This window comes from Streptomyces sp. NPDC018610 (assembly GCF_044391765.1).
Classification (GTDB): domain Bacteria; phylum Actinomycetota; class Actinomycetes; order Streptomycetales; family Streptomycetaceae; genus Streptomyces.
The window spans coordinates 70,408-83,848 of record NZ_JBISAL010000001.1 but is presented as its reverse complement, the minus strand read 5'-3'; the positions used below and the strand labels follow the sequence as shown (position 1 = coordinate 83,848).

At 73.3% G+C, this 13,441-nt stretch carries 12 protein-coding genes; 5 read left to right on the top strand and 7 right to left on the bottom strand.

Going from position 1 to position 13,441, the window contains the following annotated elements:
- Positions 1 to 184 precede the first annotated feature (184 nt).
- Together ACH5A8_RS00375 and ACH5A8_RS00370 are read right to left on the bottom strand one after the other, a co-directional pair.
- Entirely contained in the window at positions 185 to 655 is a 471-nt protein-coding gene (locus ACH5A8_RS00375) for a GNAT family N-acetyltransferase (protein ID WP_398996387.1), read from the bottom strand.
- A gap of 4 nt (positions 656 to 659) precedes the next feature.
- Positions 660 to 1,433: an IclR family transcriptional regulator gene (locus ACH5A8_RS00370; RefSeq protein ID WP_398996385.1), complete on the bottom strand. Its 774-nt coding sequence runs from the start codon at positions 1,431 to 1,433 to the stop codon at positions 660 to 662.
- A gap of 142 nt (positions 1,434 to 1,575) precedes the next feature.
- Here ACH5A8_RS00370 and ACH5A8_RS00365 point away from each other — a divergent pair, with 142 nt between their 5' ends.
- From ACH5A8_RS00365 to ACH5A8_RS00355, 3 genes are all read left to right on the top strand, one after another.
- Positions 1,576 to 3,105, top strand: a complete 1,530-nt coding sequence (locus tag ACH5A8_RS00365) for an aldehyde dehydrogenase (NADP(+)) (protein WP_398996383.1) — start codon at positions 1,576 to 1,578, stop codon at positions 3,103 to 3,105.
- A gap of 341 nt (positions 3,106 to 3,446) precedes the next feature.
- Complete coding sequence (locus ACH5A8_RS00360; RefSeq protein ID WP_398998180.1) at positions 3,447 to 4,172, top strand: DsbA family oxidoreductase; 726 nt, start codon at positions 3,447 to 3,449, stop codon at positions 4,170 to 4,172.
- A gap of 70 nt (positions 4,173 to 4,242) precedes the next feature.
- Positions 4,243 to 5,328, top strand: a complete 1,086-nt coding sequence (locus tag ACH5A8_RS00355) for an aminotransferase class V-fold PLP-dependent enzyme (RefSeq protein WP_398996381.1) — start codon at positions 4,243 to 4,245, stop codon at positions 5,326 to 5,328.
- Between the two features lie 153 nt (positions 5,329 to 5,481).
- On the opposite strand, the gene thpD is transcribed toward ACH5A8_RS00355, so the two are convergent.
- The 5 genes from thpD to ACH5A8_RS00330 form a co-directional block, all read right to left on the bottom strand.
- Complete coding sequence (thpD, locus tag ACH5A8_RS00350) at positions 5,482 to 6,375, bottom strand: ectoine hydroxylase (RefSeq protein ID WP_398996379.1); 894 nt, start codon at positions 6,373 to 6,375, stop codon at positions 5,482 to 5,484.
- 5 nt (positions 6,376 to 6,380) lie between these two features.
- A complete protein-coding gene (locus ACH5A8_RS00345) occupies positions 6,381 to 6,785 on the bottom strand; it encodes an ectoine synthase (RefSeq protein WP_398996377.1) in 405 nt (134 codons plus the stop codon).
- 50 nt (positions 6,786 to 6,835) lie between these two features.
- On the bottom strand, positions 6,836 to 8,110 hold the full coding sequence (gene ectB / locus ACH5A8_RS00340; RefSeq protein WP_398996375.1) for a diaminobutyrate--2-oxoglutarate transaminase: 1,275 nt from the start codon (positions 8,108 to 8,110) through the stop codon (positions 6,836 to 6,838).
- Between the two features lie 75 nt (positions 8,111 to 8,185).
- Positions 8,186 to 8,782 (bottom strand): diaminobutyrate acetyltransferase, encoded by a 597-nt coding sequence (gene ectA, locus ACH5A8_RS00335; protein ID WP_398996373.1) that lies wholly within the window; start codon positions 8,780 to 8,782, stop codon positions 8,186 to 8,188.
- A 331-nt stretch (positions 8,783 to 9,113) separates the two neighbouring features.
- Entirely contained in the window at positions 9,114 to 10,220 is a 1,107-nt protein-coding gene (locus tag ACH5A8_RS00330; protein ID WP_398996371.1) for a pyridoxal-phosphate-dependent aminotransferase family protein, read from the bottom strand.
- A 106-nt stretch (positions 10,221 to 10,326) separates the two neighbouring features.
- On the opposite strand from ACH5A8_RS00330, the gene ACH5A8_RS00325 reads away from it, so the two are divergent.
- Together ACH5A8_RS00325 and ACH5A8_RS00320 are read left to right on the top strand one after the other, a co-directional pair.
- Entirely contained in the window at positions 10,327 to 11,424 is a 1,098-nt protein-coding gene (locus tag ACH5A8_RS00325; RefSeq protein WP_398996369.1) for an amidohydrolase family protein, read from the top strand.
- Between the two features lie 644 nt (positions 11,425 to 12,068).
- Positions 12,069 to 13,001 carry an SCO1860 family LAETG-anchored protein gene (locus ACH5A8_RS00320; protein ID WP_398996368.1) on the top strand — a complete coding sequence of 311 codons (933 nt, stop codon included), beginning with the start codon at positions 12,069 to 12,071 and terminating at the stop codon, positions 12,999 to 13,001.
- Positions 13,002 to 13,441 lie beyond the last annotated feature (440 nt).

The window sequence follows — 13,441 nt, the reverse complement described above, 5'->3', positions numbered from 1 at the left end:
TCCCCACCTCTCGCCCACACTCGCCAAACTTTGTGCTCGTGTATTCTCCCTTAGGTTTCCCGGGGGGGGCCCCCCCGGGGGGGGCCCCCCCCCCCCCCCCGGGGGGGGGCCCCCCCCCGCGACCGGACCGTCGAGCGACCGGGTGAACCGGCTGGTCCGGCGGACCCGGCGGCCCGCGGCCGGCTCAGTCCCGCAGGACCAGCACCACTTCGTCGATCTCCTCGCCGCGCGCCTGGGCGAACCCGCGCGCCAGCGCGGCCGGGCGGAACCCGCACTTGTCCAGCACCCGCAGCGAGCCCGCGTTGTCCGCCGCCGCCCGGGCGTACAGCGGGCGTTCGGGGACCTCGGCGAGCAGGGAGCGCAGCGCGGCCGTGGCGATGCCCCGGCCCCAGAAGGCGCGGTCCACCCAGTAGGTGACCTCGCGCTCGCCCGGCTCGCCGTAGACCGCCGTACTGCCGACCACGTCGCCGTCCGCCAGGATCGTGCGCAGCACGTCACGGGAGGCGCGCATCGTCCGCCAGTGCGCGTCGAAGGCGTCCCGGTCGGTCGGGTCCTTCGGGGTGAAGGCGGCCGTCCACAGTGCCTCGGGGTCGTTCAACTGCCGGAAGAACACGGGCAGGTCGCTGTCGTGGACCGCGCGGAGCACGATCTCCATCTCTTCAGAGCCTCCGGGTGGCGAGGGTGAGCCGGTCGCGGGCGTCGAAGAGGGCGTCCTTGACCATCTGCTCGTGCGCGGGCGTCAGCCGCGCCACCGGGACCGAGCAGCTGATCGCGTCGCGCGCCGGGGTGCGGTACGGGATCGCCACGCCGAAGCAGCGCAGACCGAGGGTGTTCTCCTCGCGGTCCACGGCGAAGCCCTGCTCGCGGACCTGGTGCAGCTCCTCGATCAGCTTCTCGCGGTCGGTGATGGTGTGCTCGGTCAGCGCGGGCAGCGTCTCCGGGAGCAGCTTGCGGACCTGCTCGTCGGTGTACGTGCTCAGCAGCGCCTTGCCGAGGGAGGTGGAGTGGGCCGGCAGGCGGCGGCCGACGCGGGTGAAGGGGCGCAGGTAGTGCTGCGACTGGCGGGTGGCGAGGTAGACCACGTTGGTGCCGTCCAGCCGGGCCAGGTGGATGGTCTCGGTGGTGTCGTCGGAGAGCCGGTCCAGGGTGGGCCGGGCCGCCGCGACCACCTCGTCGCCGTCGATGTAGGAGGTGCCGACCAGCAGCGCCCGCACGCCGATGCCGTAGCGCGTGCCGGTCGCGTCGGTCTCCACCCAGCCCAGTTCGACCAGGGTGCGCAGCAGCATGTACAGGCTGGACTTGGGATAGCCGACGGCCTCCTGGACCGCGGCCAGGGAGTGCATACCGGGCCGGCCGGCGAAGTACTCGAGCAATTCAACGGTCCGCACCGCGGACTTGACCTGCGCCCCGCCGCCTGTCTCGCCTGCCGACATCGCCCTTGACCCCTTCGTTCCACGGGAAATAGTCTCCGACACATATTCATCATCAGAGACAGCGTTCAGTATATCGAACAACCCTGATGGATGACTCACGTACTGCGGCAAGACGTCCGCAAGACATCTGGAGGGACCCGCGGTGGCAGCAGCACCAGTCTGGAGCGTCGATCCCCGAACCGGGAAGCAGCGGGAACAGGTCGCGGTGGAGGCCACGGCGCAGGAGGTCGACGCCGCCGTCCGGGCCGCGCACGACGCCCGCGCCGCGCTCGCCGACCGCGGCGTGCGGGCGGCCTTCCTGCGCGCCGCCGCCGACCGCCTGGCGGCCGCGGAGGACCGGCTCGTCGAGGCCGCCGACGCGGAGACCGCCCTCGGCCCGGTCCGGCTCACCGGGGAACTCGCCCGGACCTGCTACCAGTTGCGGGCGTTCGCGGACATCGTCGACGAGGGCGCGTTCCTCGACGTGATCATCGACCATCCCGACGCCACCGCCACCCCGCCGATCCCGGACCTGCGCCGCTACAAGGTGCCGCTCGGCGTCGTGGCCGTCTACTCCGCCTCCAACTTCCCCTTCGCCTTCTCGGTCCCCGGCGGCGACACCGCCAGCGCCCTGGCCGCCGGCTGCCCGGTGGTCGTCAAGGCCCACCCCGACCATCCGGCGCTGTCCGAGCTGGTCGCCCGGCTGCTGCGGGACGCCGCCGCCGAGCACGGCGTTCCGGCCGGCGTCCTCGGCCTGGTCCACGGTTTCGAGGCCGGCGTCGAACTGGTCAGGCACCCGCTGGTCGCCGCCGCCGGCTTCACCGGCTCGGTGCGGGGCGGCCGGGCACTGTTCGACGCCGCGGCCGCGCGGCCGACACCCATCCCGTTCCACGGCGAACTCGGCTCGCTCAACCCCGTCCTCGTCACCGAGGCCGCCGCCGCCGAACGGGCGGAGGCCATCGGGGCCGGGCTCGCCGGGTCGATGACGCTCGGCGTCGGCCAGTTCTGCGTCAAGCCCGGCCTGGTGCTCGCCCCGGCGGGCGGGTCCGGCGACCGGCTGGTCAAGTCCCTCACGGACGCCGTCAGCGACACCGGCGCGGGCGTCCTGCTCGACCACCGGATGCGCGACGACTTCCTCGCCGGCGTGGCCGAGCGCACCGCGCTGCCCGGAGTCGACAGCCCGGTCACCCCGGGCGCGGGCAGCGAGCACACGGTGAGCCCGGGCTTCCTGACCGTCCCCGCTCAGAGGCTGACCGGCGAGGGCGCCCACGACCTGCTCCTGGAGGAGTGCTTCGGCCCGGTGACCGTGGTGGCCCGCTACGCCGACGAGGACGAGGCCGCCGCCGTGCTCTCCCGGCTGCCCGGCAACCTCACCGCGACCGTGCACCTGTCCGCCGAGGAGGCGGCCGGCGAGGGGCGTGGCGCGCGGCTGCTCGCGGAGCTGACCCCGCTGGCCGGGCGGGTGCTCGTCGACGCCTGGCCGACCGGTGTCGCCGTCGCCCCCGCCCAGCACCACGGCGGCCCCTACCCGGCGACGACCTCCACCTCCACCTCCGTGGGCGGCACCGCGATCGAACGGTGGATGCGGCCGGTGGCGTACCAGAACGCCCCCGAGGCGCTGCTGCCGCCCGAGCTGCGCGACGACAACCCGCTCGGCCTGCCGCGCCGCTACGACGGCCGCCTCGAACGCTGAGGCGCCACCGCGGGCCGGGCCGGCCACCACGGCCCCGCCGGCCCGCGGTGGCCGGCCCGGCCTGCCTCGGTCCGCGGTGGCCGGCCCGCCCCGGATGGTTTGCCCCGGCCCGCGGTGGCCCGCCCCGCCCCGGCTGACCCGCGCCGGCCCCGCCTGCCTCGTTCCGCCCGCGCCCGACGGATCCGCGTCAGCCCGCGCCCCGAACCGGCCCGCGCACCGGTCGGCCCACGCCCCGGCCGGTGCGCCCCGGCCGGGAATGGAAGCAGCTGCTTGAACGTTCACGCATGACGCGGACGGCGGCTGCCGTCCGCGTTCCGCACGAGCTGGAGAGAACCGAGAACATGCGCGTCGAGATCTGGTCGGACATCGCCTGCCCCTGGTGTTATGTCGGAAAAGCGCGGTTCGAGAAGGCGCTGGCGGGGTTCGAGCACCGGGACCGGGTCGAGGTCGTGCACCGTTCCTTCGAGCTGGACCCCCACCGTGCCAAGGGCGACGTCCAGCCCGTGCTCGACATGCTCACCCGCAAGTACGGGATGAGCCAGGCGCAGGCGCGGGCCGGTGAGGACAACCTCGGCGCCCAGGCCGCCGCCGAGGGGCTGGACTACCGCACCCGGGGCCGCGATCACGGCAACACCTTCGACATGCACCGCCTGCTGCACCTGGCCAAGGAGCACGGCAGGCAGAGCGAACTGCTGGACGCGCTGTACCGGGCGAACTTCGCCGAGGAGCGCTCGGTCTTCTCCGAGGGCGACGAGCGGCTCGCCGAGCTGGCGGTCGCCGCCGGGCTCGACGCCGACGAGGTGCGCCGGGTGCTCGCCGACCCGGACGCCTACGCCGACGAGGTGCGCGCCGACGAACAGGAGGCCGCGCGGCTCGGCGCCACCGGGGTGCCGTTCTTCGTCCTGGACCGGAAGTACGGCGTCTCCGGCGCCCAGCCCGCCGAGGTCTTCGCCCAGGCCCTCACCCAGGCGTGGGGCGAGCGCGCCCCGCTGACCCTGCTCCAGGACGGCGGCGACAGCGCGGCGGAGGCCTGCGGCCCGGACGGGTGCGCGGTGCCCCGGGGCTGACGCCCGCGCGTCGGCGCAGCTCAGTGCGGGTGTATAAGGCATCCTTGGGGATGTCGCTCGTCGGTGCGCGATGGACTTCTACTTCGCGGGGCCGCACAGTGGACCCATGGAGACCTTCGAGACCCTCGTTCGTGCCGAGTTCGCTCCGAGGAACATTTATCTGAACACCGCGAGCCTCGGGCTGCTGCCGGACCGCACGGTCGCGGCGCTGCGGACCGCCGTGGAGGCGGCGGCCACCGGGCGGCCCACCGACATGTTCGCGGACGTCGAGGCCGCGCGGGCGAGCTTCGCGCGGCTGCTGCGGGTCCCCGACCGCCGGGTGGCGGCCGGCGGATCGGTCGCCGTCTACAGCGGCGTCATCGCCGCCTCGCTGCCCGAGGGAGCCGAAGTCGTCACCGCCGAGGACGACTTCAGCTCCGTGGTGAACCCCTTCCACGTCCGGGGCGACCTCAAGGTGCGCAGCGTGCCGCTGGAGCGGGTCGCCGACGCGGTGCGGCCGGGCACCGCGCTGGTCGCGGTGAGCGCCGCGCAGTCGGCGGACGGCCGGATCGCCGACCTGCCCGCGATCCGCGCGGCGGCCCGCGAGCACGGGGCGCGCACCTACGTCGACGCCTCCCAGGCCGCCGGCTGGCTGGACCTCGACGCGGACCCCTACGACTTCGTCTCCGCCGTGGCCTTCAAGTGGCTGCTGTGCCCGCGGGGCGTGGCCTTCCTCGTCGTCCCCGAGGACCTCGGCGGGCTGCGCCCGCTGTTCGCCGGCTGGGTGGCGGGGGAGCGGCCCTGGGACAGCTGCTACGGCCCGATCGGCGAACTCGCCCACTCCGCGCGGCGGTTCGACGAGAGCCCCGCGCTGTTCTCCTACGCCGGCGGCCGGCGCTCCCTGGAACTGGTGGAGGAGCTGGGGGTGGATGCCGTACGCGCCCACGACCTCGCCCTCGCCGACCGGTTCCGCGCCGGGGTGCGCTCGCTCGGCCACGAGCCCGTTCCCGCGCCAGGTTCCCCGATCGTGTCCGTCCCCGGACTCGGGCGGCGCCAGGGCGAGTTGAGCGAGGCGGGCGTGGAGGTGTCCGACCGTGCGGGCAACCTGCGCGCGGCCTTCCACCTCTACAACACACCGGCGGACGTGGACCGCCTCCTCGACGTCCTCGCCGGCTGACCGCGACCGCGTCCGTGACCGCGAACAGGGCGGGGGCCCTCCCGCCCGGGAGGGCCCCCGCCCTGTCTTCAGCACACGGTCACCGCACCGGGGTGAAGTCCCGGGCCCCGATGCCGTGTCGTCCTGGGGGCGGCCCCGGACCCCCGGCCGGACTCATCGCACCGGGGTGAAGTCCCGGGCCCCGATGAACTCGGGCCTGCGGACCGGGGCCGCGAAGGGCTCCACCGCCGTGTTCTCCACGCTGTTGAACACGATGAAGACGTTGCTGCGCGGATACGGCGTGATGTTGTCGCCGGAACCGTGCATGCAGTTGCAGTCGAACCAGGTCGCCGAACCGGCCCGGCCGGTGAACAGCCGGATGCCGTGCTCGCCGGCCAGCGCGGTCAGCGCCTCGTCGGACGGCGTCCCCGCGTCCTGCATCTGCAGCGACTTCTTGTAGTTGTCCTCGGGCGTGGCCCCGGCGCACCCGAGGAACGTCCGGTGCGAACCCGGCATGATCATCAGGCCGCCGTTGGTGTCCAGGTTCTCGGTCAGCGCGATCGAGACGGACACCGTCCGCATGTTCGGCAGACCGTCCTCGGCGTGCCAGGTCTCGAAGTCCGAGTGCCAGTAGAAGCCGCTGGCCCCGAAGCCCGGCTTGACGTTGATCCGCGACTGGTGGACGTACACGTCCGAGCCGAGGATCTGCCGCGCCCGGCCGACCACGCGCTCGTCGCGCACCAGGTTCGCGAACACCTCGCTGATCCGGTGCACCTCGAAGACCGAGCGGATCTCCCGGGACTTCGGCTCCACGATCGACCGCTCGTCGGCCCGGACCGCCGGGTCGGCCACCAGCCGGTCCAGCTCCCGCCGGTAGACGGCGACCTCGTCGTCGGTGATCAGCTGGTCGACGGCGAGGAAGCCGTCCCGCTCGAACGCCTGGAGGTCGGCGGTCGCGATCGGGCCGGGCGTGTCGGGAGAGCCCCAGACGACCGGGTCCTGACGAGGGGCGGTCACCTCGGTGGCGCCACGGGTGGGGTAGAGATCCTGCACGGTGGCGGTAGCCATGGTCCTCACACCTCCTCGGGCTCGGTGAGCAGCGGGTAGACGCCGTTCTCGTCGTGGTCCTCCCGTCCGGTGACGGGCGGGTTGAAGACGCAGACGCAGTGGAAGTCCTCCTTGACCTTGAGCGTGTGCCGCTCGTGGCCGTCGAGGAGGTACATGGTGCCGGGCGTGATGTGGTACGTCTTCCCGGTCTCGCGGTCGGTCAGTTCGGCGTCGCCCCGGGTGCAGACGACCGCCTCGATGTGGTTCGCGTACCACATCGACGTCTCGGTGCCCGCGTACAGGATCGTCTCGTGCACGGAGAAGCCGACCTTCTCCTTGGCCAGCACGATGCGCTTGCTCTCCCAGGTGCCGGACGCCGCCTTCACGTGCCGGTCGGTGCCTTCGATCTCCTTGAACGAACGGACGATCACGGTGGTACGTGCCTCCTTGCAGGGGTTTTCCGGATGGGTCGGGAAGCCGGTCAGGCCGCGGTCTCGCGGACCGCGCGGGCGAGGACGCCCATGCCCTCGTCCAGTTCCTCGGGGGTGGTGGTCAGGGCCGGCAGCAGCTTGACGACCTCGCTCTCGGGGCCGGTGGTCTCCACGAGCAGCCCGAGCTCGAAGGCGCGCCGCGCGACCAGCCCCGCGCGCTCGCGGTCGTGGAACTCCAGTCCCCACACCAGGCCGCGGCCCCGGTACTCCTTGATGTCGGCGAGGTTCTCCTCGGCGATCGAGATCAGCCACTGCTCGACGAGCTCGCCGCGGGCGCGGGTCTGCTTCTCCATCGCCGACCCGTCGGTCCAGTACGCCTCCAGGGCGGCGGTCGCGGTGACGAAGGCGGGGTTGTTGCCGCGGAAGGTGCCGTTGTGCTCGCCCGGCTCCCAGACGTCCAGCTCGGGCCGGAACAGGCACAGCGACATCGGCAGGCCGTAACCGCTGATGGACTTCGACACCGTGACGATGTCGGGGGTGATGCCCGCCTCCTCGAAGGAGAAGAAGGCGCCGGTGCGGCCGCAGCCCATCTGGATGTCGTCGACGATCAGCAGCATGTCCTGGCGCCGGCACAGCTCGGCCAGGGCGCGCAGCCACTCGGGCCGGGCGACGTTGATGCCGCCCTCGCCCTGCACGGTCTCCACGATCACGGCGGCCGGCTTGTTGAGACCGGAGCCCTGGTCCTCCAGCAGCCGTTCGAACCACAGGAAGTCCGGCACCTGGCCGTCGAAGTAGTTGTCGAACGGCATGGGTGTGCCGTGTACCAGCGGTATGCCGGCGCCGGCCCGCTTGAAGGAGTTGCCGGTGACCGCGAGGGAGCCCAGCGACATGCCGTGGAAGGCGTTGGTGAACGACACGATCGCCTCGCGGCCCTTCACCTTCCGCGCCAGCTTCAGCGCCGACTCCACCGCGTTGGTGCCGGTCGGGCCGGGGAACATCACCTTGTACGGCAGGTCGCGGGGGCGCAGCACCAGGTTCTGGAAGGTCTCCAGGAAGCGGCGCTTGGCGACGGTGGACATGTCCAGTCCGTGGGTGATCCCGTCGCGGTCCAGGTAGTCGAGCAACGCCCGTTTCAGCACGGGGTTGTTGTGGCCGTAGTTGAGGGAGCCGGCGCCCGCGAAGAAGTCGAGGTACTCATGGCCGTCCTCGTCGTACAGGCGGCTGCCGCGCGCACGGTCGAAGACGGTGGGCCAGCCGCGGCAGTAGCTGCGCACCTCGGACTCCAGGGTCTCGAAGACGCTCAGGTCCGGCTGGGTGATGGTCACGACGAATCGCTCCTCGGGTGGGGGAGTGGGAGGTCGGTCGAGTCGGAGGGGGCGGGGTCGGGCGGTGCGCGCGCTTCAGCGGGCGAGCGGGCCGATGCGGTACAGGACCTCGGGGTCGTGCGGCCCGTCCGGGAACTGCTCGGCCGCGAACAGGACCTCGCGTTCGCAGGGCGCGCCGTGCCGGGCGGCGAAGGAGGTGAACAGCCGCTCGGATGCGGTGTTGCCCGGGGTGATGGTGGTCTCGACGTCCGTGACGTCCAGGTCGGTCGTGACGCGGGCGGCGAGGGTGTCCAGCAGTCGGGCGGCGAGGCCGCGCCCGCGGTGGCCGGCGTCGACGGCCACCTGCCACACCAGGAGGGTGCGGGGACGGTCCGGCCGCACGTAGCCGGTGACGAAGCCGACCGCCTCGCCGCCGGCGTCGCGCGCCACCACGGACGTGGCGGCGAAGTCGCGGCACCACAGCAGATAGCTGTACGAGGAGTTCACGTCCAGCGTCCCGGAGTCCTTCGCGAGCCGCCACAGCGCGGCGCCGTCGGCGACCGAGGGGCGCCCGAAGGACACACCGCCGGTCGCGTCACCGAAGGCGTCGGGCGCCCCGGTGGACACGTCGTCGGACACGGCGTCGGGTATTTCCGCTCGGTCGGTTCGCAGGTCTGCTTGTGCGGCAGTCATGCGAATTGAACTTACCGAGATGAATTGAAAAATGCATCACCCCGAGGCCTTACGCGGTCTGCGTCCATGTGTTATCGCGTGGGCGCGCGATCGCGCGAGGCGGCGGCGTGATGTGGGGGTTCGCCCGTTAATTACGGGACAAAAGGCTCCGCTTTGTGGAGTGCATCACAATGGCGCAACCCTCCGGGATGCCCGGTGAATTACGCCGTCGCGCGTCCTTCGAATCGCTGGGTTTACGGATTGGGGAACGGGGCAGAAGAAGACGGGCAGCTACCTGAAATGAATTCCCGGAATCGAATTGATTTCCCGCTCCGAGAAAACCGTCCGGCGGTTACCGCAGCCACGCCTCGGCGACGGCGCGCCGCGCGCCCGGGAGGTCGGCCTCCGCGCCCGTCTCGGCGGCCAGGGCGGCGCCCAGGGCCGTCACGGCCGCCTCGACCGCCTCACGGCTCGCGTCGGGGCCGTAGTGGTTGACCCGGATCATCTCCTTGGCGAGGGCGCCGCCGCCCGCCGCCAGCACCGGACCGGGCTCCGCCGCCAGGGCACGGGCCACCAGGTCGCAGGCGGCGACGTCCGCGGTGACGCGCAGCGTGGTGGCGACCGGGGCCGCCTCGGACGCCTTGTGCACATACGGCTCCAGGCCCACGCCCAGCGCCCGCACACCCGCACGGGTGGCCGCGGCGGCGGCCCGGTGGCGGGCCGTCACCGCTTCCAGGCCGGCCGCCTCGATGCGCTCCACACACGCCTCCAGGGCCAGCATCTCCAGCTGGGCCGGAGCGTGCAGCAGCGCCTTGCGGCCACCGTCGATCCAGCGCTCCTTCCAGTCCAGCAGGGACAGGTAGGAACGCCGCGGCGCCCGCGGGTTGGCCGCCATCCGGGCCCAGGCCCGCTCGCTCACCGACACCGCCGACACCCCGGCCGGGCCGCCCATCGCCTTCTGCGCCCCGATCACGCACAGGTCCACTCCCCACGCGTCCGGCAGCACCGGCTCCGCGCCGATGGAGGCGACCGCGTCCAGGTAGAACAGGGCGCCCTGCTCCCGCACCGCCTCGCCGATCTCCGCGACCGGGTTGGTGTTGCCGGTCGCCGCCTCCGCGTGCACCAGCGACACGAAGTCGATCTCCGGGTGCTCGGCGAACGCCTCCCTGATCTGCGCCGCGGTCACCGCCGTGTGGAACGGCACCAACAGGTCGTACACCGTGGCGCCGCAGTCGCGCAGCCAGTCGCCGAACGTCTGGCCGTAGGGGCCGGTGATCACGTTCAGCGCCACCGTGCCCGGGCCGGCCGTGGCGCGGATCGCGCCCTCCAGCGGCAGCAGCGCCTCGCCCTGCATGATCACGACGTCGTTCTCGGTGGCGAGCAGCCGCGCCACCCGGTCCTCGATCGAGGCGAAGCGGTCGGCGCTCAGCGGGGCGAGGTCCAGGAACGGGTGCGTCACGGCGTGCTCTCTTCTCGATCGTCTCTCGATCGTCGTGGGTACGACGTGATCGAGGGTAACCGGCGGGCCTCCCGCCCCCTTCCACCGGTGACTTAGGGTGCGGTGCATGAGCGATCACGCGGTGCTGCACGTGACGGGGCGGGTGCTGGCCGGCCCGCGGGAGGACCAGGTCCGCGACGAGCTGTGGGTGGTCGGCGGCCGGATCACCTACGAACGTCCCGCCGGCGCCCGGGACGTGCGGACCGTACGGGGCTGGACGCTGCCCGGCCTCGTCGACGCGCACTGCCACGTCGGACTGGACGCGCACGGCCCGGTCGCCGCCGACGTCGCCGAGAAGCAGGCCCTGACCGACCGCGAGGCCGGGACGCTGCTGATCCGCGACGCCGGCTCGCCCTCCGACACCCGCTGGATCGACGATCGCGAGGACCTGCCGAAGATCGTCCGGGCCGGCCGGCACATCGCCCGTACCCGCCGCTACATCCGCAACTACGCCTGGGAGATCGAGCCGGACGACCTGGTGGCGTACGTCGCCCGAGAAGCCCGGCGCGGCGACGGCTGGGTCAAGCTCGTCGGCGACTGGATCGACCGCGACCTCGGCGACCTGTCCGCCTGCTGGCCCAGGGAGGCGGCCGGGGCCGCGATCGCCGAGGCCCACCGGCTGGGCGCCCGCGTCACCGCGCACTGCTTCGCCGAGGACTCGCTGCGCGACCTCGTCGAGGCGGGCATCGACTGCGTCGAGCACGCCACCGGCCTGACCGAGGACCTGATCCCGCTGTTCGCCGAGCGCGGCGTCGCGATCGTCCCCACCCTGGTCAACATCGCCACCTTCCCCTCGCTCGCGGCCGGCGGCGAGGCCAAGTTCCCGCGCTGGTCGGCGCACATGCGCCGGCTCCACGAGCGCCGCTACGACACCGTCCGCGCCGCCTACGACGCCGGCATCCCGGTGTACGTCGGCACGGACGCCGGAGGCTCGCTGCCGCACGGCCTGGTGGCCGGGGAGGTCGCCGAACTCGTCAAGGCCGGCATCCCGCCGCTCGACGCCCTGTCGGCGACGGCGTGGGCCGCGCGGAGCTGGCTCGGCCGGCCCGGCCTGGAGGAGGGCGCGCCGGCCGACCTCGTGGTGTACGACGAGGACCCGCGGGCGGACGTACGGGCACTGGCGGGGCCGCGACGGGTGGTGCTGAACGGCCGGATCACCGGCTAGGGTCTTTCGTTTGGATCAGGCCGGGTCAGGGAGCGGGGTCTGGTGCCGTGCATCGCGAGGCGGAGGAGGGCGGCATGGCGGAGCCATGGCAACCGACGACAACGCGGCGAGGCGCGGTGCCAGGGCCCGCGAGCCCGGCGTGATCCAAACGAGAGACCCTGGTGCCGCGGTCGCGGCACCAGGGGACTCCGGGGCGGCGGGAGGCGTGTGAGGGGCGCGTGGGCGGGGCGCGGCCGGTTGTCCGTGTCGGCGGGGTGCGGTCGGCTGTGCGCGTCGGCGGCGGTCGGCTGTGCGCCTCGGAGAGGGCGACTGACGGTCCGTGGCGGTGGGGCGCGGTCCGTGGCGGCGGGTGGGGCGGGTGCTTCTCGTCGGCGGGAGGTGACAGGGGGTGCGCGTTGACGGGGCGTGACCGGTGTACCGGTCCGGTCGTTGTGCTCCGTCTCGTGCGCTGGGAGTCGACCGGGGCCCTCGCATGTGGGGCGCCGGAGGGTGACAGGGGGGAACGCCTGTGCTGAAGGAATCGAAAAGACGGCCGGAAACCCCACGAAGGAGTGAAGTCACGCAGGATTGCCGCTCGTTCACTCTCAGTGCGTAATCCTTGCCGGGTCCCAAGCAGAAGCAGTCTCCTCTGGGGGTCCCACACCTTGAACGGCCACACCTTCCGCATGCCCGCGCGCCGCTGCGCCGCCGTCGCCGCGGTCACCGCCCTCGCCGCCGGCCCGACGGCACTGGCCGGCACCGCCCACGCGACCGGCGACCACGGCCGCGCGAGCGCGTCCGTGCTGCGCACCGGCCTCGACGTGTCCCTGCTCGACAAGACGGTGGACGTCCCGCTCACCGTCTCCCTGAACGAGGTCCAGGCCCCCGCCGGCGCCCGGCGGACCGCGCTGAGCGCGCAGCTGGACGGAGTCGACCGCGGAAAGCCGTTCAGCGTGCTGCGCGCGGACGTGGCGAAGACGGACGCGACGGTCACGGCCGAGAAGGCGGAGGGTTCCGTCGAACTCGCCCACGCCCGCGTCCACGTGCCCGGCCTGCCGCTGCTGTCCGTCATCGAGGTCGACCAGGTCACCTCCAGGGCGACCTGCGAGGTCGGCCGGGCGCCGGTGGCCGCCGGCGACGTCCTGGGCGCCGTGACCGTGCTCGGCAAGAAGGTCACACTGACGGCGGGCGGTACGACCGAGGTCAAGGCTCCGGGTGTCGGCGAGGTCCGCCTGGACCTCTCCAAGCGCGAGACGACCTCCCGTACGGCCGCGGCGACCGCCCTCGAACTCAAAATCTCCGTCAACCCGTTGAAGCTCAACGTCGCCGGGGTCGAGGGCACGATGACGCTCGCGAAGGCGACCTGCGAGACTCCGGCGGGCCCCGCGAAGCAGTCGGCCCCGGCGGCCGCGCCGACGCCGTCCGCCGCGGCTCCCGCCGCCGACGCGAAGCCGCAGGGCGCCCCGGCCGAGCGCGCGGACACCGACCTCGCCGAGACGGGCGGCAGCTCCCTGACGCCGTACCTCGCGGGCGGCTCGGCGGTGCTGCTGGCCGCCGGCGGCGGGGCGGTGGCGCTCACGCGCCGTCGGCGGGGCTGAGAGGGGCTCCGCCCTGGCCGCCCGTCAAGGCCTTTCCCACCCGTCCGACTCGGTGAGGATGGCGCCGCGCGCCGACGGGGCGCTGAGCGGGCGCTCCCCGAAGGGCGTCACGACGCGCCGCCCGGGGGCTCCGCCCCGGACCCCGGCAAGCCCTTCCCACCCACCCGACTCGGTGACGAAAGGGGTTCCCGCCCCCCGGGAGAGTCCCGCGGCGGGAAGGCGCGCGGGAGTGCGGGGCAACGCCTCGCAAGGGCCGGGGTACCGGGTCCGGTGGAGGGGGTCCTGAGGGCCGGCCGGCTGCGGTCCCGTGCCGGCGGAAGCCGGGAGGGGTTCGCGCGTGGGGGCGGGCGTTGTCCTTGTGCGGGGGCGAAGGGTGCGGAGCCCCCGCCCGGGGTGGGGCGGAGTCCCGTCACTCAGTGAGTCGGACGGGTGGGGAGAGA

Coding starts and splice junctions, on each gene's coding strand:
- ACH5A8_RS00375 (WP_398996387.1), bottom strand. CDS start 655: ATGGAGATCGTGCTCCGCGCGGTCCACGACAGCGACCTGCCCGTGTTC.
- ACH5A8_RS00370 (WP_398996385.1), bottom strand. CDS start 1,433: ATGTCGGCAGGCGAGACAGGCGGCGGGGCGCAGGTCAAGTCCGCGGTG.
- ACH5A8_RS00360 (WP_398998180.1), top strand. CDS start 3,447: ATGCGCGTCGAGATCTGGTCGGACATCGCCTGCCCCTGGTGTTATGTC.
- ACH5A8_RS00355 (WP_398996381.1), top strand. CDS start 4,243: ATGGACTTCTACTTCGCGGGGCCGCACAGTGGACCCATGGAGACCTTC.
- thpD (WP_398996379.1), bottom strand. CDS start 6,375: ATGGCTACCGCCACCGTGCAGGATCTCTACCCCACCCGTGGCGCCACC.
- ectA (WP_398996373.1), bottom strand. CDS start 8,782: ATGACTGCCGCACAAGCAGACCTGCGAACCGACCGAGCGGAAATACCC.
- ACH5A8_RS00325 (WP_398996369.1), top strand. CDS start 10,327: ATGAGCGATCACGCGGTGCTGCACGTGACGGGGCGGGTGCTGGCCGGC.